The sequence below is a fragment of the Virgibacillus halodenitrificans JCM 12304 genome (assembly GCF_001310895.1).
Classification (GTDB): domain Bacteria; phylum Bacillota; class Bacilli; order Bacillales; family Amphibacillaceae; genus Virgibacillus_Q; species Virgibacillus_Q halodenitrificans.
In genome coordinates this window covers 1-22,456 of sequence record NZ_BAZS01000001.1, presented here as the reverse complement: position 1 = coordinate 22,456, position 22,456 = coordinate 1, and the positions used below count along the sequence as shown (strand labels likewise).

19 protein-coding genes and 4 pseudogenes are annotated in these 22,456 nt (G+C 39.2%); all 23 read right to left on the bottom strand.

The window, feature by feature from the left end:
* Positions 1 to 73 precede the first annotated feature (73 nt).
* The 23 genes and pseudogenes from atpD to spoIIR all read right to left on the bottom strand — a co-directional run bounded on the left by atpD (position 74) and on the right by spoIIR (position 22,021).
* Positions 74 to 1,482 (bottom strand): annotated as a pseudogene (gene atpD, locus JCM12304_RS00115) (F0F1 ATP synthase subunit beta).
* 27 nt (positions 1,483 to 1,509) lie between these two features.
* A complete protein-coding gene (gene atpG / locus JCM12304_RS00110; RefSeq protein ID WP_019378203.1) occupies positions 1,510 to 2,367 on the bottom strand; it encodes an ATP synthase F1 subunit gamma in 858 nt (285 codons plus the stop codon).
* 104 nt (positions 2,368 to 2,471) lie between these two features.
* Positions 2,472 to 3,980 (bottom strand): F0F1 ATP synthase subunit alpha, encoded by a 1,509-nt coding sequence (gene atpA, locus JCM12304_RS00105; RefSeq protein WP_019378204.1) that lies wholly within the window; start codon positions 3,978 to 3,980, stop codon positions 2,472 to 2,474.
* Positions 3,981 to 3,998: 18 nt separating this feature from the next.
* Positions 3,999 to 4,544: a F0F1 ATP synthase subunit delta gene (locus JCM12304_RS00100; RefSeq protein ID WP_060678144.1), complete on the bottom strand. Its 546-nt coding sequence runs from the start codon at positions 4,542 to 4,544 to the stop codon at positions 3,999 to 4,001.
* A complete protein-coding gene (gene atpF, locus JCM12304_RS00095; RefSeq protein ID WP_019378206.1) occupies positions 4,541 to 5,068 on the bottom strand; it encodes a F0F1 ATP synthase subunit B in 528 nt (175 codons plus the stop codon). The genes JCM12304_RS00100 and atpF overlap by 4 nt, the downstream gene beginning before the upstream one ends.
* A 130-nt stretch (positions 5,069 to 5,198) precedes the next feature.
* Positions 5,199 to 5,405 carry a F0F1 ATP synthase subunit C gene (atpE, locus tag JCM12304_RS00090; protein WP_019378207.1) on the bottom strand — a complete coding sequence of 69 codons (207 nt, stop codon included), beginning with the start codon at positions 5,403 to 5,405 and terminating at the stop codon, positions 5,199 to 5,201.
* A gap of 94 nt (positions 5,406 to 5,499) precedes the next feature.
* Complete coding sequence (gene atpB, locus JCM12304_RS00085; protein ID WP_019378208.1) at positions 5,500 to 6,222, bottom strand: F0F1 ATP synthase subunit A; 723 nt, start codon at positions 6,220 to 6,222, stop codon at positions 5,500 to 5,502.
* 23 nt (positions 6,223 to 6,245) lie between these two features.
* Positions 6,246 to 6,614, bottom strand: coding sequence for an ATP synthase subunit I (locus JCM12304_RS00080; protein ID WP_019378209.1), 369 nt, complete (start codon positions 6,612 to 6,614; stop codon positions 6,246 to 6,248).
* Positions 6,615 to 7,466: 852 nt separating this feature from the next.
* Entirely contained in the window at positions 7,467 to 9,008 is a 1,542-nt protein-coding gene (locus JCM12304_RS00070; protein ID WP_256200735.1) for a S8 family serine peptidase, read from the bottom strand.
* A gap of 8 nt (positions 9,009 to 9,016) precedes the next feature.
* Entirely contained in the window at positions 9,017 to 9,649 is a 633-nt protein-coding gene (locus tag JCM12304_RS19795; RefSeq protein ID WP_256200734.1) for a S8 family serine peptidase, read from the bottom strand.
* Between the two features lie 889 nt (positions 9,650 to 10,538).
* Positions 10,539 to 11,644 (bottom strand): annotated as a pseudogene (gene wecB, locus JCM12304_RS00065) (non-hydrolyzing UDP-N-acetylglucosamine 2-epimerase).
* 32 nt (positions 11,645 to 11,676) lie between these two features.
* Positions 11,677 to 12,305: pseudogene (gene upp / locus JCM12304_RS00060) on the bottom strand (uracil phosphoribosyltransferase).
* A 216-nt stretch (positions 12,306 to 12,521) separates the two neighbouring features.
* A pseudogene (gene glyA, locus JCM12304_RS00055) lies at positions 12,522 to 13,758 on the bottom strand (serine hydroxymethyltransferase).
* A gap of 68 nt (positions 13,759 to 13,826) precedes the next feature.
* On the bottom strand, positions 13,827 to 14,402 hold the full coding sequence (locus tag JCM12304_RS00050; RefSeq protein WP_060678142.1) for a TIGR01440 family protein: 576 nt from the start codon (positions 14,400 to 14,402) through the stop codon (positions 13,827 to 13,829).
* Between the two features lie 31 nt (positions 14,403 to 14,433).
* Complete coding sequence (rpiB, locus tag JCM12304_RS00045; RefSeq protein ID WP_019378215.1) at positions 14,434 to 14,874, bottom strand: ribose 5-phosphate isomerase B; 441 nt, start codon at positions 14,872 to 14,874, stop codon at positions 14,434 to 14,436.
* A 30-nt stretch (positions 14,875 to 14,904) separates the two neighbouring features.
* Entirely contained in the window at positions 14,905 to 16,200 is a 1,296-nt protein-coding gene (locus tag JCM12304_RS00040) for a methyl-accepting chemotaxis protein (protein WP_060678141.1), read from the bottom strand.
* Between the two features lie 15 nt (positions 16,201 to 16,215).
* On the bottom strand, positions 16,216 to 16,821 hold the full coding sequence (locus JCM12304_RS00035; RefSeq protein ID WP_019378217.1) for a low molecular weight protein arginine phosphatase: 606 nt from the start codon (positions 16,819 to 16,821) through the stop codon (positions 16,216 to 16,218).
* 159 nt (positions 16,822 to 16,980) lie between these two features.
* The gene (locus JCM12304_RS00030; protein ID WP_019378218.1) at positions 16,981 to 17,532 is read right to left on the bottom strand and encodes a manganese efflux pump MntP; all 552 of its coding nucleotides are present in this window, start codon (positions 17,530 to 17,532) and stop codon (positions 16,981 to 16,983) included.
* 270 nt (positions 17,533 to 17,802) lie between these two features.
* Entirely contained in the window at positions 17,803 to 18,936 is a 1,134-nt protein-coding gene (gene tnpB, locus JCM12304_RS00025; RefSeq protein ID WP_060678140.1) for an IS200/IS605 family element RNA-guided endonuclease TnpB, read from the bottom strand.
* A 10-nt stretch (positions 18,937 to 18,946) separates the two neighbouring features.
* Positions 18,947 to 19,345: an IS200/IS605 family transposase gene (gene tnpA / locus JCM12304_RS00020; protein ID WP_060678139.1), complete on the bottom strand. Its 399-nt coding sequence runs from the start codon at positions 19,343 to 19,345 to the stop codon at positions 18,947 to 18,949.
* Positions 19,346 to 19,623: 278 nt separating this feature from the next.
* Positions 19,624 to 20,649 (bottom strand): L-threonylcarbamoyladenylate synthase, encoded by a 1,026-nt coding sequence (locus JCM12304_RS00015; RefSeq protein WP_060678138.1) that lies wholly within the window; start codon positions 20,647 to 20,649, stop codon positions 19,624 to 19,626.
* A 235-nt stretch (positions 20,650 to 20,884) separates the two neighbouring features.
* The gene (locus JCM12304_RS00010) at positions 20,885 to 21,286 is read right to left on the bottom strand and encodes a GNAT family N-acetyltransferase (protein ID WP_019378220.1); all 402 of its coding nucleotides are present in this window, start codon (positions 21,284 to 21,286) and stop codon (positions 20,885 to 20,887) included.
* A 135-nt stretch (positions 21,287 to 21,421) separates the two neighbouring features.
* Positions 21,422 to 22,021, bottom strand: a complete 600-nt coding sequence (spoIIR, locus tag JCM12304_RS00005) for a stage II sporulation protein R (protein ID WP_019378221.1) — start codon at positions 22,019 to 22,021, stop codon at positions 21,422 to 21,424.
* Positions 22,022 to 22,456 lie beyond the last annotated feature (435 nt).

Below are 22,456 nucleotides of genomic sequence, written 5' to 3'. Positions count from 1 at the left end.
CATGAAGCTGGTCGCTGTAATTATGTAAAACACGCGACCATTCTAATTAAGACAGACTTCTACCTTATGTCTATTATTCCATTCCTTTTGCTTTTTCAACAACTTCTTCAATACGGCCTACAAGACGGAATGCATCCTCTGGAAGGTCATCGTATTTACCTTCAAGAATTTCCTTGAAGCCTTTTACAGTTTCCGCTACTGGAACATAAGAACCTTTTTGTCCTGTAAACTGTTCTGCAACGTGGAAGTTCTGTGATAAGAAGAACTGTACGCGACGGGCACGAGCTACAATTAGCTTGTCTTCATCACTAAGCTCATCCATACCAAGGATTGCAATGATATCCTGAAGTTCTTTATAGCGTTGAAGTGTACTCTGTACTTCACGTGCAACTTCGTAATGTTCATCCCCAACAACTTCTGGATCCAATGCACGAGAAGTTGAAGCTAGCGGATCAACCGCTGGGTATATCCCTTGCTCAGAAAGCTTACGATCCAAGTTGGTTGTCGCGTCTAAGTGAGCAAATGTTGTAGCTGGTGCCGGATCTGTATAGTCATCCGCTGGTACGTAAATTGCCTGAATAGATGTTACAGAACCTTTATCAGTTGAAGTGATACGCTCCTGTAATTGTCCCATTTCAGTTGCTAACGTTGGCTGATAACCAACTGCTGAAGCATACGGCCAAGTAGTGCAGAAACCTCAGAACCTGCTTGTGTAAAGCGGTAAATGTTGTCAACAAAGAATAGTACATCCTGTCCTTGCTCATCACGGAAGTACTCTGCCATTGTAAGACCAGTTAATGCCACACGCATACGTGCTCCAGGTGGCTCGTTCATTTGTCCGAAAACCATAGCAGTTTTTGTAATAACACCAGAGTCTTTCATTTCATAGTAAAGGTCATTTCCTTCACGTGTACGTTCCCCAACACCGGCGAATACAGACAGACCACCATGCTCCTGGGCAATGTTATTGATTAACTCCTGAATTAATACGGTTTTACCTACACCGGCTCCACCAAACAGACCAATCTTACCACCTTTAATGTATGGCGCCAAAAGGTCTACAACTTTGATACCTGTTTCAAGAATTTCTGATTCTGTAGACAGGTTTTCAAATTTTGGTGCTTCACGGTGAATCGGATCAAGACGAGTATCTGGTGCCAATGGCTCATCAAGGTCAATTTTCTCCCCAAGTACGTTAAATACACGTCCTAAGGTAACCTCACCTACTGGTACAGATATTGGTCTTCCTAGATTTTCTACAATCATGCCACGCTTAACACCATCTGTGGAACCCATCGCGATAGTACGAACACTATTATCACCAAGATGTAAAGCAACTTCCAGCGTTTGGGTAGTTGCTTCAGAGCCATCTTCGGATTCAACAATGATGTTCAAAGCGTTATATATAGCTGGGATCTGGCCGTCGTCAAATTTAACGTCTACGACTGGTCCCATAACTTGTGTAACGTGTCCTTTGCTCATCGATTTCCCTCCTAACTTACTTTCCAGCTATTCTAATGCAGCTACTCCACCGATAATTTCAGTGATTTCCTGCGTAATAGCTGCTTGGCGTGCACGGTTATAAGACAGCGTTAAATCTCCGATGAGATCATCTGCGTTATCCGTAGCACTCTTCATTGCTGTCATACGAGCAGCATGCTCACTTGCTTTACCATCTAGTAATGCTCCATAAATAAGACTTTCTGCATATTGTGGTAAAAGAACTTCCAAGATTTGCTCCTGACTTGGTTCGTACTCATATTGGCTGCTTGATCCATTATGAGGAATATTCGTAATAGGAAGCAGCTGCGTTGTTGTTACTTCCTGTGAAATAGCACTAACATAATGATTATAGAAAATGACTAGCTCATCAATCTCTTCATCTATATACATTTGCACTGTTTCAGACGCCAATTCCTTAATTTCTGAGAAATTCGGCTGATCAGGTACACCAATAATACTCTTAGCTACAGGCATTCCTTGTTTTCTACAGAAATCATATCCCATTCGCCCAATTGCGATTACTGTATACTCATCTGTGGACTGATGGTTTTCCTGTACTGTCTGATGAAGGCGTTTCAATACACTACTGTTGTATGCACCTGCCAAGCCTCTATCAGAAGTAATCACAAGATAGCCAGTTTTCTTAACTTCACGCTTACTGAGCATCGGGTGACTTGCATCCATATTACTTGTTGCAATACTTGCTACAACCTCTTGGATTTTCTCACTATATGGAACAAATGCTTTTGCATTTTGTTCTGCTTTACTCATCTTAGAGGCGGAAACCAGTTCCATAGCCTTTGTAATTTGTTTTGTTTTTTTGGTCGAATCGATCCGACCTTTAATATCTCTTAGTGATGCCAAGCTTTTTCACCACCCTTTCATTAAAAGGTTGCGTCTCGTTTTTAGTATCATGAATCTGTATCCCCAGAATTTATAGATTCTAACGATACAGACTATTTTTTATATTACTCTGTAGGCAAGAATGTCTTCTTAAATGATTCTACTGCTTCGTTCATATCCTCTGCTTCTGGAAGTTTTCCTGTTTCACGGATAGATGCCAATAATTCAGCACGGTTTGAATCTAACCACACATGGAATTCATCTTCAAAACGAGTGATATCTTCTACAGCAATATCATCAAGGAATCCTTTTGTTAATGCGTATATGATCATTACTTGTTTTTCAACAACTAATGGTTTATGCAATCCTTGTTTTAGAACCTCAACTGTGCGGGCTCCTCGGTCAAGTTTTGCTTTTGTTGCTTTATCCAAATCAGATCCAAATTGAGAGAATGCTTCCAACTCACGGAATGAAGCAAGGTCAAGTCTTAATGTACCTGCAACTTTCTTCATTGCTTTGATCTGAGCTGATCCCCCTACACGGGATACGGAGAGACCTGCGTTTATCGCCGGACGTACCCCAGAGAAGAATAGATCAGATTGCAAGAAGATCTGTCCATCTGTAATCGAGATAACGTTTGTCGGGATATATGCTGAGATATCGCCAGCTTGTGTCTCAACGAATGGTAATGCAGTTAATGAACCGCCACCTAAATCGTCATTTAATTTAGCAGCACGTTCCAATAGGCGTGAATGTAAGTAGAATACATCCCCTGGGAATGCTTCACGGCCTGGCGGACGACGTAACAATAGGGAAAGTTCACGATAAGCGGCAGCCTGTTTAGATAGGTCATCATAAACTACTAATACATGCTTGCCGTTATACATGAATTCTTCACCCATGGATACACCAGCATATGGTGCGAGATATAATAATGGAGCTGGATCAGATGCACCAGCAGATACAACGATTGTATAATCTAATGCACCGTAACGACGTAGTGTTTCAACTGTACCTCTTACTGTAGATTCTTTTTGACCGATGGCTACATAGATACAAATCATATCTTGATCTGCCTGATTTAGAATAGCATCTACAGCTACAGTTGTTTTACCAGTTTGACGGTCACCAATGATAAGCTCACGCTGTCCACGACCAATTGGTACTAACGCGTCAATTGCTTTAATACCTGTTTGCAATGGCTCATCAACTGATTTACGATCCATTACGCCTGGAGCAGGTCCTTCAATTGGGCGTGTTTTAGATGTTTCAATTGGACCTTTACCATCAATTGGCTGTCCAAGTGGGTTAACAACACGTCCTAACAATTCCTCTCCAACTGGTACTTGCATAATACGTCCTGTACGACGAACTTCATCGCCTTCTTTAATGTCTGTATATGGGCCAAGAATAACAATACCAACATTACTCTCTTCCAGGTTTTGCGCCATACCCATTACACCATTGGAAAATTCAACAAGCTCTCCAGCCATAACGTTGTCAAGGCCGTGAGCACGTGCGATACCGTCCCCAATTTCGATAACTGTTCCGACATCACTTACTTCAATATCTGAATCAAAGTTTTCAATTTGTTCCTTTATCAGCTTACTAATTTCTTCAGCTTTGATGCTCATACCATTTCACCCCTATCATCATTTGTTTGCAGTAACAATTTCCCGCTCGATTCTTCTTAGCTTTCCACTAACGGAACCATCATAAATGGTGTTACCCATACGAATTTTCATCCCACCGATAAGGGAAGGATCAACCACGTTTTCAAGCTGGATTTCTTGCTTATTAAATCGCTTAGCAAAAGAAACTTCCAGTTCTTTGCGCTCCGCATCTGATAGTTCACGAACCGAGTATACAGTTGCTGCTGCACTTCCTTTTGCATCATTCACTAATTGGATAAAATGATCAATAATGGATGAAGTGATCTCAATTCGATGACGTTCTACAAGTATCTTTAATGTGTTAACGACATCTGCATGAAGACCTTGAAACACTTCTGCCAGGAATTGTTTCTTTTTCTCATTATTAACACGAGGATGCTTTAGGAATGTATATAACGATTCATTTGTTTCAAATACTTCTTTTACTACAAGCAGATCTTCTCCAAACTGCTTTATTGTAGTCTTTTCATTTCCGATTTGGAAAAGAGCATCTGCATATCGTTTGGCAACTACTGCTTCACTCATAGCTCTTCTCCTACCTCTTTAATATAATCATTAATTAGCTTCTCTTGATCCTGTGCACTGATTTCTTTCTCAATTACCTTGCTGGCAATAAGAACAGATAGTGATGCAACTTTATCCTGTAAAGCCTGTAATGCTTTTTCTTTTTCATTCTGTATATCAGCCTGTGCTGCTTTTTTAATACGATCAGCCTCGGCTCTCGCTGCTTGAATAATCTCTTCTTCCTGACGAGTTCCGGCATTTTTCGCGTCTTCAATCATTTTTTGTGCTTCTTGCTTCGTTTGCTTCAATTGTTCCAATGCTTCCTTAGATGCCTTTTCAGCATCTGCACGGCTTTTTTCAGCTGTTTCGATTTCGGAAGCTACATAATCTTCACGCTTTTTCATCATGTCCATTACTGGGCCCCAAGCAAATTTCTTTACCAATAAAAGCAAAACGATGAAGAAGAACAATTGCATGAGCATGTCGCCGACATGAAAACCACCAAGTGCGGCATAAATAGTTGAATACTCAGTGAATGCTTGCACAGAATTCACTCCTTTCACTTCATAATTAGTGAATTACATATATAATCATGTTCGATAATTAATAAGTATAAACAACGGCGAAGGTTCTACGGAAGATGATCTTCGCCATTTGAGTGGTGTATCTATTTAACTACATTACCATTAATGCGATAACTACCGCGATGATCGGCATTGCCTCAACCAAACCTACACCAATAAACATTGTTGTTTGAAGTTGACCTTTTAGTTCAGGTTGACGAGCAATCCCTTCAACTGTACGACTCACGATTAAACCGTTACCTACACCAGCACCTAATGCACCTAATCCTACTGCTATTGCAGCTGCTAAAGCTCCCATAATATAAATCCTCCTCAAAATAGTTGTATAAGTTTTTTAAAAAATAATTTCCGGTTCCAATAGAGTTACTATTAAAACTGGTTAATTAACATAATTAGTGATCTTCACTTACTTTATGTGACATGTAAACCATTGCCAACATGGTGAAGATAAATGCCTGTATTCCTCCAATAAATACACTGAATCCTTGCCAAGCCAGGAATGGTATTGCTCCTCCAAGGAAGCCTAAAACACCAGAAGTTGTTAAACCTACTAATAGAGATAACAGTACTTCACCAGCGTACAAGTTACCGAACAAACGCAAACCGAGTGTTAGCGTGTTCGCAAATTCTTCCACAATCTTAATTGGAAATAAAAATGGTAGTGGACGGAAATAGTCTTTCACGTATTCACTTCCACCTCTTAATTTAATTCCATAGAAATGGGATAATACAATTACCATAGCTGATAGTGTTAATGTAATCCCCGGATCAGCTGTAGGTGATTTCCACCATACGTCATGTCCGACAACTCCATTCGTTACTACCCCCAGCATGTTTCCAACCAGAATATATGTGAACAGTGTCAAAGCTAATGGAAGAAATAGCTTACCAGTCTTCCAATCCATCGTGTCATTAATAATGCCCTTAACGAAGTCCAGAACCCACTCCATAACATTTTGTGCACCGGTCGGCTTCATTTGCAGCTTTCTGGCACCCAATACACAAAGAACAAAAACAATGAGTGATGTGATAAACATCATTAATACATTCGACATATTGAAATCCAGCCAGGAAATCCCAAATACATCTTCTACTATCGGTGCTGTATGATCCACCTTATTCACCCCTCTTTCATGTATTAATTCTTATTCTTAAAAATAGCAAAATCTATCATAATGACCAGGTAGGATGTCATTAATCCAATTAGAACGGAAATGATATGAAAGTACGTGTCAAAACGCATTGCGATGATGATTACTAATGCTGCTGCTGCAAACCTTGAAACAGTACCGAGCCCTCTTGCAGGCTGCTTATCCGCAACCGCATCTGTAAAGTCGGCTATTTTCTTCTGCAGTAGATATAAATTGTAGAAACTTACTGAACTTCCTAATAAAAGACCTAGGAAAATGCGGGAGTATGGCGTGAATCCAGCCCCAATTACGAGCAGTGCAAGAAGGTAGAACATCCATTTTCGCTGACGTGCTATCATGTTTTCATATTGCGACATAATTCCCTCTTCTCTCGTATTTTTTGCAGAATTCTCACAAGAATAGTTTTTCTTGCTTTCACCTCATAGAAAGCTAAATTGCGCATTTTTCACAATAGCTTATAAAAAAATATAGGAAGTGTGCGGAAGGTCACAGCAACTGTAAAAAGAACTCGATATAATATGTATATCTTTATCATATATTAGAGAAATTTCCTATCTATTAATGAAACCCCTTACTAGTCCACACTAAGCAAGTGTACATGAGCACAACCCTATTGTCAATTGGTTTTAGCTCAGTTTTGACTTGCATATTACTTCCAATATTTTTTGAATATACTGGTAGAAACAAACTCGTTTGTCGGGCAGCATTTCGCAAACCACGGATCAAAATTAATACCGTTCTGTATCTGATTAAAATTGGATTTTTACCTGTTTTTGCCATTATGGATCATGCACCCAAGGGTATTCCTCCATTTGGATTGCCAATCTGGAAATGACACTGAAATCCCCCTATTATTATAAAGGAAATCCTAGTATATTTAAGTGACGTTTTTGTGAACACTTTTTGAATTTCTTTATTTACGATATATAATGTCATCTACTATTAAAACAATCCCCAATTGACGGGGTTTTGGATATAGAGTAATTTAACCAAGCCATAAGAAAAACTATTAATTGGAAGAAATTCATCCGCCATCATAGATAACCATCTGTCTTTCGCAGAAAAATTTCCTCGCCACAAAAATTCTATGGCGAGGAGATTAAAGCATGAATTTTTAAACCATTTGTTTTTCCTTAGCAGTGATTAACCATTTAAACTTGCCTCACACTCTATAGAATTTATAGCTTACCTAAGTAAAGTAATGCCTTCTAGCTTTCTTCGTCAATTTGCAATTGGGTTTCATGGGTGGTAATAGAACCATCTTCCAAATAGACCGTGATTAATGCCTTATACTGACCAGACTTACCTACTTCCGATTTACTGATCTGTCCTTCATTTATCCCAGTCTCCAGCTCTTCCATCTCCAGGATAGTTCTATTAAACAGAAGCGTATCAGGGTCGTACAGGTCAATCTTTACACGTTTAGCTGGTTCAGCCATATATATACGATACATATACATATCTTTAGAAAATGACTTCCATGTGAATTCGAATCCCATGGCTTTTGGATTATCTGCCGACTTATTAACAAATAAATATGGAAGTTGATATGTTTTTTCATCTTCCGTAAGCTTTAACCACCCTTGGTGCAAACCTTCTTCCAGTTGTGTAGTGGAGATAGTCAATTTAATAGGAACTTTTCGTTTTTCTCCACCTTGCACTGTGAATGAGAGCGGTAAATTCCAACTGATTCCTTTTTCTTTCATAGGTATATCGAAAGAATATGTCTTTGGTTGATTTGTCATATTCTCTATCACTAACTTCTTCTCCTTATTTGTTGTTCCCCCATCGGCTTTTCCAAAAGCAAGTAATGAATTATAAATAATTGTGTTCGTGTTAATTGCCTCCGCTGGACGGATTTCTCCAGCCCCCTGAACGATCGGATCCAAAGATTCTCCTTCTTCTGTTTCCATGTGAGCTGCGGTCGTTTTTAATGCTCCAAACAACTGATCAACTGTCCAATCCGGCTTTGCTTCTTTAAGTAGAGCAATAGCCCCTGCCACATGTGGTGCTGCCATGCTTGTACCCTGTAACTCTTTATAGCCAGCAGGAACTGTACTTAAAATAGATGTACCGGGAGCAAGCACATCTGGCTTAATATCCCAATTTACAGTGACTGGTCCCCTCGAGCTAAAATCGGCAATAGCAGCTGGAGTTTCTTTATAAATCGTTTCCACCCCTTTGGTGCCATGTTTCATTTGTTCAATTAGCCATTGTCCGCTTTTTTTAGTAATTGCTGCTACCGGTACAGTTAATGGATCATTTTCGTTCTCTACCATACCTTGGAACAAACCTTCCTGGTTATTGTAAATTAACACTGCAATCGCTCCAGCCATTTCAGCTTGCTTTGCTTTTTCATAAAAAGGAATTTTCCCTCGTTGAAGAAGCGCTATCTTTCCTGACATATCTTTTCCGTCCTCGGCATTAACTATTGGATAATACTTTTCTAATCCCCACGGGAGAGAGCCAATCATCGGTAGAAGAGGAATTTCCTTATTAGTTACAGGTTCATACAAGAAAGGAATGCTCGCAGGAGCACTAGTAGCGCCTACTGACAATGCTTTTGATGCAGTTGCTGGTGAACCAACTGTCCAGTTATTTGGTCCGTTATTTCCATTTGCAATTACTACTGCAACTCCTAGCTCTATGGCACGATTAACGGCAATGCTTGTGGGGTAGTCCGGTCCATTAACGGTGTTGCCAAGCGATAAATTCATTACATCCACTCCATCTTTAACCGCTCTTTCCATTGCAGCAATCACTTGTACAGAGGTACCACTTCCACCTGGACCAAGAGCCGATATGCGTAAATCTCTGCATTTGGGGCCACACCTTTAAGCTCTCCATCTGCAGCAATAATTCCTGCAACATGTGTGCCATGTAATGTTGGAAGGCCTTCTTCGGGAAGAGTCTCCATCGGATCTTCATCCAAATCAACAAGGTCATAACCTTGCTGGTAATTCTTTTTTAAATCTGGATGCGTATAATCTATTCCTGTATCAATTACACCAACTTTGACACCCTTCCCTGTATAACCCGTATGGTTTATTGCAGATGGAAGCACAGCATGTTGATCTGCATTCTTTTCAGTTATGCTAATTGCCTCGTATGTTTGTACACCGTGAATATTTTTTATAAATTCAAGTGACTCCATTTTCTCCAAATCTTTTTCTTGAGCTTGTAAAGCCAATCCTTTAAAAAGGGTGTCATATGTTTCTACTACTTTTACAAATGGATGGTATGTTTTAATATACTTTTTATGTTCAAGCGGATCTCCTTCAACTTCAATAATAACGGATTGAAGCTCTTCCTCCTTTGAGGCTGCTTGAGGTAACTGAATGGAAAAGGCAATGATTATAGTGAGGATCAATACCAAAAAAATATGCCGCATATACATGTACTCCTTTCCTAGGTAGTTTTAGGAATAAAAAGAAGTTTATACATGCAGATGCGGCTGGGTTTTTATAAAGGGACAAATATTATTTAAGCATAAAATGATTTGGGTAATTTAATGAAAAAGATTCTAATTATATGTTAGGATTCTCAAATATATATAAACCTCGAACTAACTTTTGGAGTATAAATAAACTTTAAAAACATTATTGCTGGAAAGTTCACTGAAATATTAATCTCGTTACAACACCGCTACGGAAAACACTGCGCTTTTCGGGGGCGGCTGATGAGCCTCCTCATGCTACGCATTCCGGGATCTCACCTATGCCTCATCTCCCCCAGAACAAGGAAAGCTTCGACAGCAAAGCATCGCACGAAGAAAATGTGTACTTTCATTTTCAAGGAGTCTCCGTATTTTCCTCCGCTAAGAGTTACTTTTTAGCAATAAATGAATTTAGTATTAGATGTAAACAGGTGCCTTACATCGTCAAGGACAAGTGAAAGGCCCACTCTGCATTTGAAAAATTAAAGATCATACAAATTGATTGGAGCGGAAGGGGGCGACTCCTACCGGAATAGCATGAGCTGAAGACCCTGGACGTAGCGTAGCGAAGGAAGCGGCTGAAGCCATGCCGGTGGCAAAGTAGACACTGTGAGGTCACGAACAGATGTCGCACTTGTACCCGGAGGTGTGAAAGCGTCCCCCTGTAGCGGAAATCAATGGGTCCATCCGCTTCATTAAAATGAGATATACTTTAGTTCGCAGTTCTCTCTTACTATGAATAGACGAGATAACGTTTGTGCCTTAGCATTTGCAATGGAACCATGAAAATCCAACCTATATAATAAAAAGACAATCCCACCTAAACAGGCAGAATTGTCTTTTCTTAGTTAAAATATTTCACGATCGCATCAGCAATACGCCGAGATGCTTCCCCATCTCCATATGGATTGGAGCTTTAGCCATCCTGTCATAGACCACTTGGTCAGATAACAACTCATCAGCCAAGTTAAAAATGGTGTTTTCATCTGTTCCAGCCAACTTCAGTGTCCCTGCATCAATTCCTTCTGGCCGTTCCGTTGTATCCCGTAACACAAGAACAGGTACACCTAGAGAAGGAGCTTCCTCTTGGACTCCTCCAGAATCAGTTAGAATCAGGTGCGCACGAGATGCGAAATTATGGAAATCTACAACACTCAATGGTTCAATTAATTGAATTCGATCATCATCACCTAATATTTCTTTTGCTGTTTCTTGAACAACTGGATTAAGGTGTACAGGATAAATGACCTGAATATCATCATGCTCTTCAACCAACCGCTTGATCGCACGAAACATCTGCTGCATATTGTTACCCAAGTTTTCCCGGCGATGTGCTGTCATAAGCACTAGTCGCTTATCACCGACTGCATCAAGAACAGGGCTTGAATATGCATCATTAACCGTTGTTTTCAAAGCATCAATTGCCGTATTACCAGTTACAACGATTTGGGATTGTGCTTTATTCTCACTCAACAGATTTTGCTTTGATTTTTCAGTTGGGGAGAAATGCAAATCTGCCATCACCCCTGTAAGTTGACGGTTCATTTCTTCAGGATATGGAGAATACTTATTCCATGTTCGAAGTCCTGCCTCTACATGTCCGACGGCAATTTGATTATAATATGCAGCCAGAGATGCGGCGAAAGTGGTTGTTGTATCCCCATGAACAAGCACCATATCCGGCTGTGTCTCCTTCATTACTTCATCCAGACCTTCAAGCGCTCGTGTTGTAATTTGAGCAAGGGTTTGTTGCTTTTTCATGATATTTAAATCATAATCAGGTGTTATTTGGAAAATATTCAGTACCTGATCAAGCATTTCCCGATGCTGTGCCGTTACTGTGACAATTGGATCAAATTCCTGGCGTTTTTTTAATTCCAGTACTAGAGGGGCCATTTTAATCGCTTCTGGCCTTGTACCAAATATTGTCATCACTTTAATACGCTTCATTTGCTTCTCCACTCCAATAAAAGCTCATTTATTTATTTCGTGCCAAATAAACGATCTCCTGCATCTCCAAGACCTGGAACGATATAACCATGTTCATTTAACTTTTCATCAAGCGCAGCTAAATATATATCAACATCAGGATGTTCCTCTTTAAGCATTTCCACACCTTCAGGAGCAGCAACCAGGCACATTAAACGAATATTCTGAGCTCCTCGTTTCTTCAATGAGTGAATGGTCTCATTCGCTGAACCACCAGTAGCAAGCATTGGATCAATGACGATTAATTCACGTTCATGAATGTCAGAAGGTAATTTTATATAATATTCAACAGGCTGTAGCGTTTCTGGATCGCGGTATAGACCAACGTGTCCAACCTTAGCTGCTGGAATCAACTTTAGCATGCCGTCTACCATCCTAACCCTGCACGAAGAATAGGTACCAAACCAATTTTTTTCCCTGCAAGCACACTGGCATTAGCCTCAGTCACTGGCGTCTCTACAATTTTTTCTTGTAATGGTAAATTTCTTGTGATTTCAAATGCCATAAGCATTGCAACTTCATCTACCAGTTCACGAAATTCTTTTGTACCAGTGTTCTTATCCCTTATATACGTTAGCTTATGCTGAATTAACGGATGATCCAACACGAAAACATTACCCATTCTTCCGATCACTCCTTAAGTATAATTGTATCCTTAAAATTGTACTCAAAAATCGACAAGCTTTCAAGCGATCTCCAAGGTTTTGTCGAAAACACTTCATAGAAATTCTTGCTTACTGTGTACGAAACAATTTGTATAGATGGCTCAAGCATTACTTTTAACCAATCAAAAGACAGCATAACCTGCCATTCAAGGCATGCTATGCTGTCTTTTTTCTTATGCATAAATTGGTAATTTATTCGTTAACTGTTGAACTCGATCTGCAGCTTCTTTTAATTTTGATTCATCTTCATGATTTTTTAGCGTAAGTGAAATAATTGCAGCAATTTCCTTCATTTCCTCAACTCCAAAACCACGGGTAGTAACAGCTGCCGTACCAATCCGCACACCACTTGTTACAAATGGGCTTTCTGTATCAAACGGAATCGTGTTTTTATTTGTAGTTATTCCGATATCATCTAACACTTTTTCTGCAACTTTCCCTGTAAGTCCAAGTGTAGTCACATCTAAAAGTAACAGATGGTTATCCGTGCCACCGGAAACGATACGAATCCCTTCTTCATTCAACGCTTCTCCCAGCTTTTGTGCATTTTGGATAATTTGCTGAGAATATGTTTTAAACTCATCAGATAATGCTTCTTTAAAAGAGGTTGCTTTGGCTGCAATGATATGCATCAATGGGCCACCCTGCATGCCAGGGAAAACAGACTTATCAATTTTTTTTTGCATATTCTTCTTTACAGAAGATCATTCCTCCACGGGGACCGCGAAGTGTTTTATGTGTTGTTGTTGTCACAAAGTCAGCATATGGTACTGGATTTGGATGAAGACCTGCGGCTACTAGACCAGCAATATGTGCCATATCAACAAGTAAATAAGCACCAACCGCATCAGCAATTTCGCGGAACTTGGCAAAATCAATAATACGGGAATATGCACTAGCACCAGCCACAATTAATTTCGGCTGAACTTCTTTTGCCTTCTCTAAAACAACGTCATAATCAAGCTGTTCTGTTTCTTTATCCACACCATAATCAACGAAATTATACAATGTCCCACTGAAATTGACGGGGCTTCCATGTGTTAAATGGCCACCATGGTTCAAGTTCATACCAAGCACAGTGTCACCAGGCTCTAGAACAGTAAAGTATACTGCCATGTTTGCCTGTGCACCGGAATGTGGCTGAACATTTGCGTGGTCAGCACCGAACAATTGCTTCGCACGATCACGGGCAAGGTCTTCCACGACATCCACATGCTCACAGCCTCCATAGTATCTTTTACCAGGATAACCTTCTGCATATTTATTTGTTAAGACAGAGCCCATTGCTTCCATCACTGCTTCAGAAACAAAGTTTTCGGAAGCGATTAATTCAATCTTATCCTGCTGACGCTTTTTTTCAGCCTGAATTGCTTCATATAATTCATTATCTGCTTGTTTAACATGTTCCATGATATAGCCTCCTATGTAATGAATAAATTTTTAAACTATTTACATTGCAGTTTACCATAAAATTTTAATTACGTGCACCTGTTATTTGCACTCGTATTTTCATAATTTGCACGTTGACCTCCAATTAACTTAGGTCGGGTTCGCGCTGTAGTAACCCGCGCATTACCAATATATTTCTGTTTAAAACGTACGGGCACAGCAACATGCTTTAGGTGCATACCGATCATCGTTTCTCCGATGTCCATTCCTGCATGAGCTTTTACCGACTCTACTACAACTGGATCTTTCATATATTTAAAGGCATAAGAAGCCATAGAACCACCAGCTGTTGGAACAGGGATAACCGATACCTCTTCCAGTTGATGTGCTTCCTGTGTTTCTCTTTCCATCACAAGTGCTCTGTTTAAATGCTCACAGCATTGGTAAACTAATTCAATACCAGTGCTTTCCCTTAATGATTCCAAAGCTTCGAAAATGTGTGCAGCAACAGATTCACTTCCTGACGTACCAATATGCTTACCGGCAACTTCACTTGTTGAGCAGCCAATGACAAAAAGTTTTCCTTTTGAAAGAAGTCCAGCGTGCTTCCATTCCTCTACGATCGCTTCCACGTCTTTCTTAAATTGTTCGTTATTATTTGTCATCGCTTATTCACCTGCCAATCAGAAAAATAGTTTATTTATCTTCATACGTACCAATTTTACCAATTCGATTAGCATGACGACCACCATCAAATGCTGTTTCCAACCATACTTTAGCAATTTCACGAGCTAAACCAGGACCAACGACACGCTCTCCCAATGCCAGCACGTTAGAATCATTGTGCTGTCTGGTTAGCTTTGCAGAATACACATCATGAGTTAAGGCACAACGGATTCCTTTTACCTTGTTAGCTGCAATAGACATTCCAATCCCTGTTCCACAAATAAAAATCCCTCTATCAAACTCTCCTTTTGCAATACGTTCTGCAGCAGGTAAAGCATAATCAGGATAATCGACAGAGGATTCGCAGCTGCATCCAGTGTCTTCATATTCAATACCCATCTCTTCCAAAAGGTCCTTCACTTCATTTCGTACAGTCATCCCCGCATGGTCTGCAGTAATAATTACCTTCATATGGCAAAACTCCTTTTTATAAATCTATCTCTATGATACCGTAAATTTGGTCAATTGTTTACTCAAACCGTTTGCTTGTTCCTCCAGTTCATGTGCCAGTTGATCCACCCGTTCAATTGTTGCAGCCTGCTCATGTATAGAGGCATTCATTTCCTCTGCTCCGGCAGATGTTTCTTCCGCAATAGCTGCGACCTCTTGGGATTGTTTCACCGTATTCTGAATAGATTTCAATTGCTTGTCTACTAATTTAGAGATCATATCAATTTCTGCAGCTACTTCTTGCACAGAGCCTGACATCTGCTCAATTGCATTATTGGTATTCTCGCCCTGTGCCGCTTCTTTGTTCGCATACATGACATTATCATTGATCTTCCTCACTACAAGGTCCACATCCTGCTGAATAGCTGCAATTAAGTCTGAAATGCGGTGAACGGCCTGGGCACTCTGATCAGCAAGTTTACGAATTTCCTCTGCAACCACAGCGAATCCTCTGCCGTGCTCTCCGGCTCTTGCAGCTTCAATAGATGCATTTAATGCCAATAGATTTGTCTGCTCAGCAATACCACCTACCATAGAGATAATCGATTCCACCTGCAATGCATTTTGCTTCAAATGATTAACATCAGTCAAAGATGCTTCTTGATCTTCCGCAAGCTTTTGAATACCTGTAACCAGCTGATTTACTGCCTTTCGGCTATGTGTCAGGACTTCAAGCATATTCGTTGATTTATCCTTTGACTGGCTTGCTTTATGCTGTACCTCACCTGCCAGTTCAGTTGCCATTTCAACAGATTCCGCTGTATTTTGAATAGCTTCAGAAGAGCTTTCTGCACCTTTTGAGATATCATCAATGGAAGAACGAATCATTGAAGAATGCTGTGCAGCCTGATCAGATACTTCCTTCATATAGATAACCGACTTATTTGTCTTATTAAAATGTTCATCAATTCCTTGCACCATTGCTGTTATGCTTTTTAACATTTTATCAAAAGCAATGCCAAGAGACCTTATCTCATCATCTGATGTAGAAATATTAATTTCCTGATCTAAATTACCGTCTGCAGCCATTGACGCCGCTTCCTCCAGTTTTTCCAATGGTCGGGTAATCATTGCAGCAGCAAAATATGCTAATACTCCAGACCAAAATATCCCAAGAGATAAAGTAAGGATCGTAAATAATTCCTTAGAGATTTGCCAATATGCTTGGACGTAATCGTAAATGACATACAAAAAGAACGCACTACATGAATAAGTAATAATTGCCAGTACAGTTGTCAGAAGCACTAATTTGAGACGCAAGCTGAATCGATATTTCTTTTTTTCCATATCCGTTTCCCCTGTCTACTTTGAGATTTTCCTAATAAGCAGATCGATATATTCCTCCAGTTCGTCTCGTGTTGTTTTATAAATAGTAAGACTTCCCCCAAATGGGTCGGAAATATCATAACTGATTAAATCTGCTTCTAGTTGTTGAATATGAAATAAATCATCCTGCAGGTGAGCATAAAGCTTTTCTTTCAATGTTGCTTGATCCATCTTATGCTGATTTTTTTGGATAAATAAAGTGCGCTTCTCCTCATATTCCGCATAAACCTGCTTTAATTTACTCCATACCTCTTTATCGGCTTCAGAGACATATTCTTTTAGGGTAAAGTATTTTTCTTGATAGTTTGGATATTCCATGATTAACGACTGCTTATGCTGTGTTGTCATCGTCAATACAAGATCCGCCCAATTTAATAATTTTTTTGTTATTGGCTGGGATAGCTGATTCATTGAAATCTTTTTTTCTTCCAATGCTTCCACAGCCTTATGGCTTGGTCGTTGATTTTCCGCTGCAAAGATCCCCGCAGATTTAACTTCTGCTTCTGGCATTTTATGCTTTAGTAGCGCTTCAGCCATTGGACTTCTACACGTATTTCCAGTACAGACAAACAATATATTCATAGGTAACCCTCCGTATTCATATCTCTTAACAATATATCATAATTATAGACCAAAAGCGCAAACGCGTCGAAGTAAGAAAGACAGTAAAAACCTTCAATTAAAGCAAACAGTTAAAAGGAAAAAGAGGCTTCTTCTACCAAGAAACCTCTAAGTAATATTCTATCCAAATATAAGTCTTATACCAAATCCAATAAGAATACTTCCTCCTAATATCTCACTGTATACGCCGAGTACACCTCTCACCTTTCTTCCCAAAAGCATACCAGCCCAGGAAATGAGCATGCTTATTAGCCCAAACAACCCAAGAGCAAGGGCTGTCTTAACACCCGAAATACCCAAACTTAAACCTACTGAAAAACTATCCATACTTACACTGAAGGCTAATAAAAGTAATCCTGCCCCGATCGGCTGAATTACTCGCTGCTTTTCATGGCTAAAAGCGGAGAAGAACATTTGAGCACCAATGACAAACAACAGGACCCCGCCTGCCAGTTCTGTCCAATGGCCAATTTGTCCCGAAATAACTTTTCCAAGAAAAATTCCAATAGAAGGCATAACAATATGGAAAGCACCTATTACCATACCGATAATAGCAATACGTTTTAAACGTAACCGTTGCATGCCAAGTCCCAAGCATATAGAAAAAGCATCCAACCCCAATGCAACAGCCAAAAACAAGAGTGATATAAACTCACCAATATAACCTGACATAGATTGTCCTCCTTGGATATGCTTATAAACTATATGCATGTCCAAAGCTTGATATGCTTGGTATATAGAACAATCTGGGTTTTCTCTATGGGCTCAACACATTGTGGTTCAATTATTTATTGAACTACTCACCACTTAACCCCCCTTTGGGTTGTTTGAAGTGGGAGATTCTTGGGAATAGAGCATACTTATTGACGTATTTCTTTGCCAACAGAGGTTTCTCTTATTGACCAAGCTATCCCCGTAGATTCCTACGGTTTTGTATTTTATTCACGCCAAAACCAAGGTTCTTAAGCCTTCAGCTAGGATATTTTTGCTGGCATTTATATCTCTATCGTGATGTTTATGACACACAGAACAAGTCCAATCTCTTATTTCAAGAGATTTTTTGCCATCTTGGTGTCCGCAATTGGAACATACTTGACTAGACGGGAACCACCTATTTATTTTCACGATTGTTTTACCGTACCAATTCGCTTTGTATTCTAATTTGGACACAAAAGCAGACCATGACACGTCAGAAATTGATTTTGCTAACTTATGATTGCGTAACATTCCTTTGGTATTCAAGTCTTCGATACAGACAATATCGTGGTTTTTGATTATTTCTGTACTTAACTTGTTAAGGAAATCGTTACGTTGGTTCATTACTCTTTCGTGTAACCTAGCAACTTTACGTTTTTGCTTCTGATAATTTTTAGCATCAAAAAGGTTAATACCATTGTTTTTAGCATTTAATGCACGTCTTGAAAGTTTCCTCTGTTCACGTTTCAGTTTCTTTTCTATTTTTATTGTGAACTTATTGTTGTTAATCCTGCGACCATCGGAAAGAATGGCAAAATCAGTAATGCCTAGGTCTATACCGATAGATGATTCCGTTTTCTCCAGTGGCTGTACGTCTGTTTCGGCTAAAATGGATACAAAGTATTTGCCACTAGGATTTCGTCTAACAGTAGCATTAAGGATACGACCATGTACTTCACGACTTTTAGCAAAGCGAACAAGACCAAGTTTAGGTAACTTGATGCTATTGTCTACAATAGCAATATTATTATTTGTTTCTTTAGTCGTGTAGGATTGTACGTTATTCTTTTTAGACTTGAAGCGTGGTGCTTTATTTTGTTTCTTGAAGAACCGTGTATATGAATCAGCTAGATTTTTAAGTGAGGATTGAAGGGCAATGCTATCAACTTCTTTTAGCCATACCAATTCGCTTTTTAATTTTGTTAATTCGGAAGAACAAGAATTATAAGTTAATCCTTTGCCTGTTTCTTTGTATGTATCGTTCCATTGCCCTAAAAAGCGATTGAATACGAAACGACTACATCCGATTGTTTTAGCAATTAGAATTTCCTGTTCTTTGGTAGGGTAGATACGGAATTTGTATGCCTTGTTGACTAACATTGTTTTCACCTCATTTCATTCCTTGATTTTCAATATATTTTTTAACTACATTGATGGGAGAACCGCCAGTAGTTAGTAAGCAAAAACTTCTTGACCAAAACATTTCTTTCCACAACTTTTTTCTAACTTGCGGAAAGTCTTTTTTGATTAATCGTGAACTAGCACTTTTATAAGCATTGATGAACTTTGATAATTCCGTGTTAGGATGTGCTTTGAACAGGATGTGCACATGGTCTTTATCATGATTCCATTCAACTAGAGAGATATTATATTTTTCGCCTAGCTTTACAAACATATCTTTAGCAAAGTCAGATACTTTGTCATCAAAGACTTCTCTACGATATTTCACAACTAGCACAAGATGATAATACATTGAGAATACTGAATGATTATTACTGTCCAATTTCATTTTACTATCAGCCTTTCATTTATATAAGACTGATTATACTATTAAGGTATGAAGCAAGCAACAAAAAGCCCTTAGGCTATCGCCTAACCGACATTCATCTCCCACCTATCGTTAGGCTTCACCCTACACACGACTGAGGAGGGAGTCTTCTGTCGGAAAACGATAAACGAAGATATATTTTGGGGCCACAATCATTAATAACCAACGATTAATTCATTCGTTCTAAGGCAGTTCATGAAAAAATGAGTCAGCTTGTACTGACTCACTTCCCTTTTAGTTTACAGTTCAATATATTGACTTGCTGCTTTTTTTAATCGATTCATAATTGCTTGTCCGATGCCTTCTTCTGAGAAAGCTTCACATACAATTACATCTACATCGCCGTGTTTAAAAGCACGTAATGCATCATATAAATTTGATGCTATTTCATTCGCATCAAACCCAAGAGAGAGGTTTTTATCAGCTTTAACTAAATGAGAAGTATGCTCACTAGCCATAAACCCGATTTTTTTCCCTTCTTCCCTTACATCATTAATAAATTTTTCTATATCTGCTGGTTCCCCTTTTACCAGCCATAAATCTATGTCTGGAGAATAGTGACGGTATTTCATCCCCGGAGCTCTCGGCTTTTCATCTTTATTTACAAGAGCCGGATCGACCATCACTGTACCCACTGCAGCTTCTAATTGCTCAAGTGTAATGCCACCTGGTCGTAATACTACTGGAATATCCTGCGTACAATCAATGACCGTCGATTCTACACCCACACCAGTAGCCCCGCCATCAACAACCCCTGCTATCTTTCCATATAAGTCCCCCCATACATGATCTGCCGATGTAGGGCTAGGCTTTCCGGATAAATTCGCGCTAGGCGCTGCAATTGGTATATTGCAAGCTCTCAGCAACTGTTGAGCTACCGGATGGCTGGGCATACGCACACCAATTGTGGATAATCCTGCAGTCACATTATCAGCGCACACTCCATTACTCGGTAAAACAAAGGTAATCGGTCCAGGAGCGAATAAATCTATTAATTTATCCACATAATCAGGTATGTCGGTAACCAGCTTTTTTAGCTGCTCCTTTGTAGCAACATGAGCTATAAGTGGATTATCCTGAGGTCTTCCTTTTGCTTCAAATATCTTCGCTACCGCTTTCTCACTCGTTGCATCAGCGCCCAATCCGTAAACCGTTTCTGTTGGAAAAGCTACTGTATTTCCTGCCAAAAGTACGGATACTGCTTCCTCAATATCTTTTGTAATATCTTTTTCCATATTCGTTACATTCCATCGCTTTGTTTCCATTCTTGCTACCTCTTTTCTATGCTGTCTACATTTTAAAAGATCTAAAAGGATTTAGCAAAGTTATAAAGTTTACAGAGAAAATATAAAAACAGCCTGCATGATTTATCCACAGGCTGTTTCCTATTACAAAAAGGTTTCTCTAATATAAAAATAAAGATATACACAGTTCTACACGATTATACACAAACTTATCACAGGTTATACACAGGTACATGTGGATAATGTGCATAACCTGTTAGGACACATGATAAGACCACCAATTACCTTGTTCATTTTTATATTTATCCACAAATACTTCCTCTTTTTGTGGATTAAATTGTAGCGCTTCCAATAATATATCAACAACTGGTTGGTGACTGTGTACAAACACTCTTTTAGCCTTTTGATGCTTAGCCAGGGTTAAAATAGCTTCTAGCAAGACTGGTAGTTTTGCTGCTTTATTTTGAGTAATAAATAGCTGCTTCAACCAGTAAATACCATCTTCCATCTCTTCCAAAACAAAACAAGCTTCAATTTTTTCATCTATTTCCACCACATAGCCTTGATACATTAAACTTTCCTTTTTAACATTCGGTGTGCTCTTCAAAAATTGCTCTACCTTCGCCTCATCAGCCTCATATGCACGGATTAATTTCATTTAATCACCCCTAATTGTTATTTATTATAAGATTTTCAGGCCTTTGAAAAACATTCCTCGAAAGTGCTAAGAAAAAATTTAACTCTGCTAATCTAGCTTTTATCTATTAATTCATTCTATGCATTTCTCTATAATTTATGACCATCCCAACCAATCAAATAAAAAAAATTTAACTTCTGCATCGTCTTCTTCCTCTACTATTTCTTTCTCTTCAACCTCTGCAGCTTCAGCTACACTTGTCCCATTGGAAAAGTCCAGAAAACATAGTGGGGGAAAAAGCACACACCACCAATTTGCTCCTTTTCCCTCACCCAATGTGATTAGAACTGCTTCGTACTCTCCTGCCGGGTATAGAAAGTCCCCATAGAGCTTTGTAGGGAATGTAACGTTCTTTCCATATTCAACTTGGAAAGAGTTGTCTCGTCCTTCTGCTTCTATTGTCTTTGCAATGATTTTTTCAATTTCTGGAATACGTGCTTCTATTAATCTTCTAGCTTCTTCAATATCTGTAATATCTTGGACCCATTCACTAATTTCTGCATTGACTTGATCACGAACCAGCCGTTTAAGCTGTTGATCATCGTTATTATCACTATTGGCTAATATTCTTAATCGAATTGCATCATCAGGGATAATTTGATAATCAGTCTCTGTATTTTCCTGACTAACTCCTTGTGGCGGTAAAGTAAAAAATAAAATAATAGATATAAATACAAAAAATACTAGTTTCTTCATCTTTAAGTCCCCCTCTTCCTCTGTTAAAAACAGTATGGTCACAGGTTAAAGATTTTAAACTAGTATTCTATAAAATTAGTTTTAATGTATATGTTGTTGGGTGGTTCAATGATTCGGAAAATAGATACTCTGCGAACTAACTTGGTAGAGCTACAAATTCCCGTTTTGAAAAAATCCAATATAGCTAATTCCTAAATATTTAAGGCAAACTTCTTTGCTCTCCAGTCAATAATTCGTTCTCCCGCGGATTATGTCGCTCTGCTGCCGATTAAATTGCTCTCCGGCGGATTATTTCGCTTTGCTGCTGATTAATTTGTTCCCCGGCGGATAGTATCGCTCTGCTGCTGATTAATTTGTTCTCCGGCGGATAGTATCGCTCTGCTGCTGATTAATTTATTCTCCGGCGGAAAGTTTTGCTCTACTGCCGATTAATTC

What these genes read in the sequence shown, in the direction of transcription:
- atpA (WP_019378204.1), bottom strand. Translation starts at nt 3,980, where the DNA reads ATGAGCATCAAAGCTGAAGAAATTAGTAAGCTGATAAAGGAACAAATT.
- JCM12304_RS00100 (WP_060678144.1), bottom strand. Translation starts at nt 4,544, where the DNA reads ATGAGTGAAGCAGTAGTTGCCAAACGATATGCAGATGCTCTTTTCCAA.
- atpE (WP_019378207.1), bottom strand. Translation starts at nt 5,405, where the DNA reads ATGGGAGCTTTAGCAGCTGCAATAGCAGTAGGATTAGGTGCATTAGGT.
- JCM12304_RS00080 (WP_019378209.1), bottom strand. Translation starts at nt 6,614, where the DNA reads ATGTCGCAATATGAAAACATGATAGCACGTCAGCGAAAATGGATGTTC.
- JCM12304_RS00070 (WP_256200735.1), bottom strand. Translation starts at nt 9,008, where the DNA reads ATGGAAAGAGCGGTTAAAGATGGAGTGGATGTAATGAATTTATCGCTT.
- JCM12304_RS19795 (WP_256200734.1), bottom strand. Translation starts at nt 9,649, where the DNA reads ATGCGGCATATTTTTTTGGTATTGATCCTCACTATAATCATTGCCTTT.
- JCM12304_RS00050 (WP_060678142.1), bottom strand. Translation starts at nt 14,402, where the DNA reads ATGACAAATAATAACGAACAATTTAAGAAAGACGTGGAAGCGATCGTA.
- rpiB (WP_019378215.1), bottom strand. Translation starts at nt 14,874, where the DNA reads ATGAAGGTAATTATTACTGCAGACCATGCGGGGATGACTGTACGAAAT.
- JCM12304_RS00040 (WP_060678141.1), bottom strand. Translation starts at nt 16,200, where the DNA reads ATGGAAAAAAAGAAATATCGATTCAGCTTGCGTCTCAAATTAGTGCTT.
- JCM12304_RS00035 (WP_019378217.1), bottom strand. Translation starts at nt 16,821, where the DNA reads ATGAATATATTGTTTGTCTGTACTGGAAATACGTGTAGAAGTCCAATG.
- JCM12304_RS00030 (WP_019378218.1), bottom strand. Translation starts at nt 17,532, where the DNA reads ATGTCAGGTTATATTGGTGAGTTTATATCACTCTTGTTTTTGGCTGTT.
- tnpB (WP_060678140.1), bottom strand. Translation starts at nt 18,936, where the DNA reads ATGTTAGTCAACAAGGCATACAAATTCCGTATCTACCCTACCAAAGAA.
- tnpA (WP_060678139.1), bottom strand. Translation starts at nt 19,345, where the DNA reads ATGAAATTGGACAGTAATAATCATTCAGTATTCTCAATGTATTATCAT.
- JCM12304_RS00015 (WP_060678138.1), bottom strand. Translation starts at nt 20,649, where the DNA reads ATGGAAACAAAGCGATGGAATGTAACGAATATGGAAAAAGATATTACA.
- JCM12304_RS00010 (WP_019378220.1), bottom strand. Translation starts at nt 21,286, where the DNA reads ATGAAATTAATCCGTGCATATGAGGCTGATGAGGCGAAGGTAGAGCAA.
- spoIIR (WP_019378221.1), bottom strand. Translation starts at nt 22,021, where the DNA reads ATGAAGAAACTAGTATTTTTTGTATTTATATCTATTATTTTATTTTTT.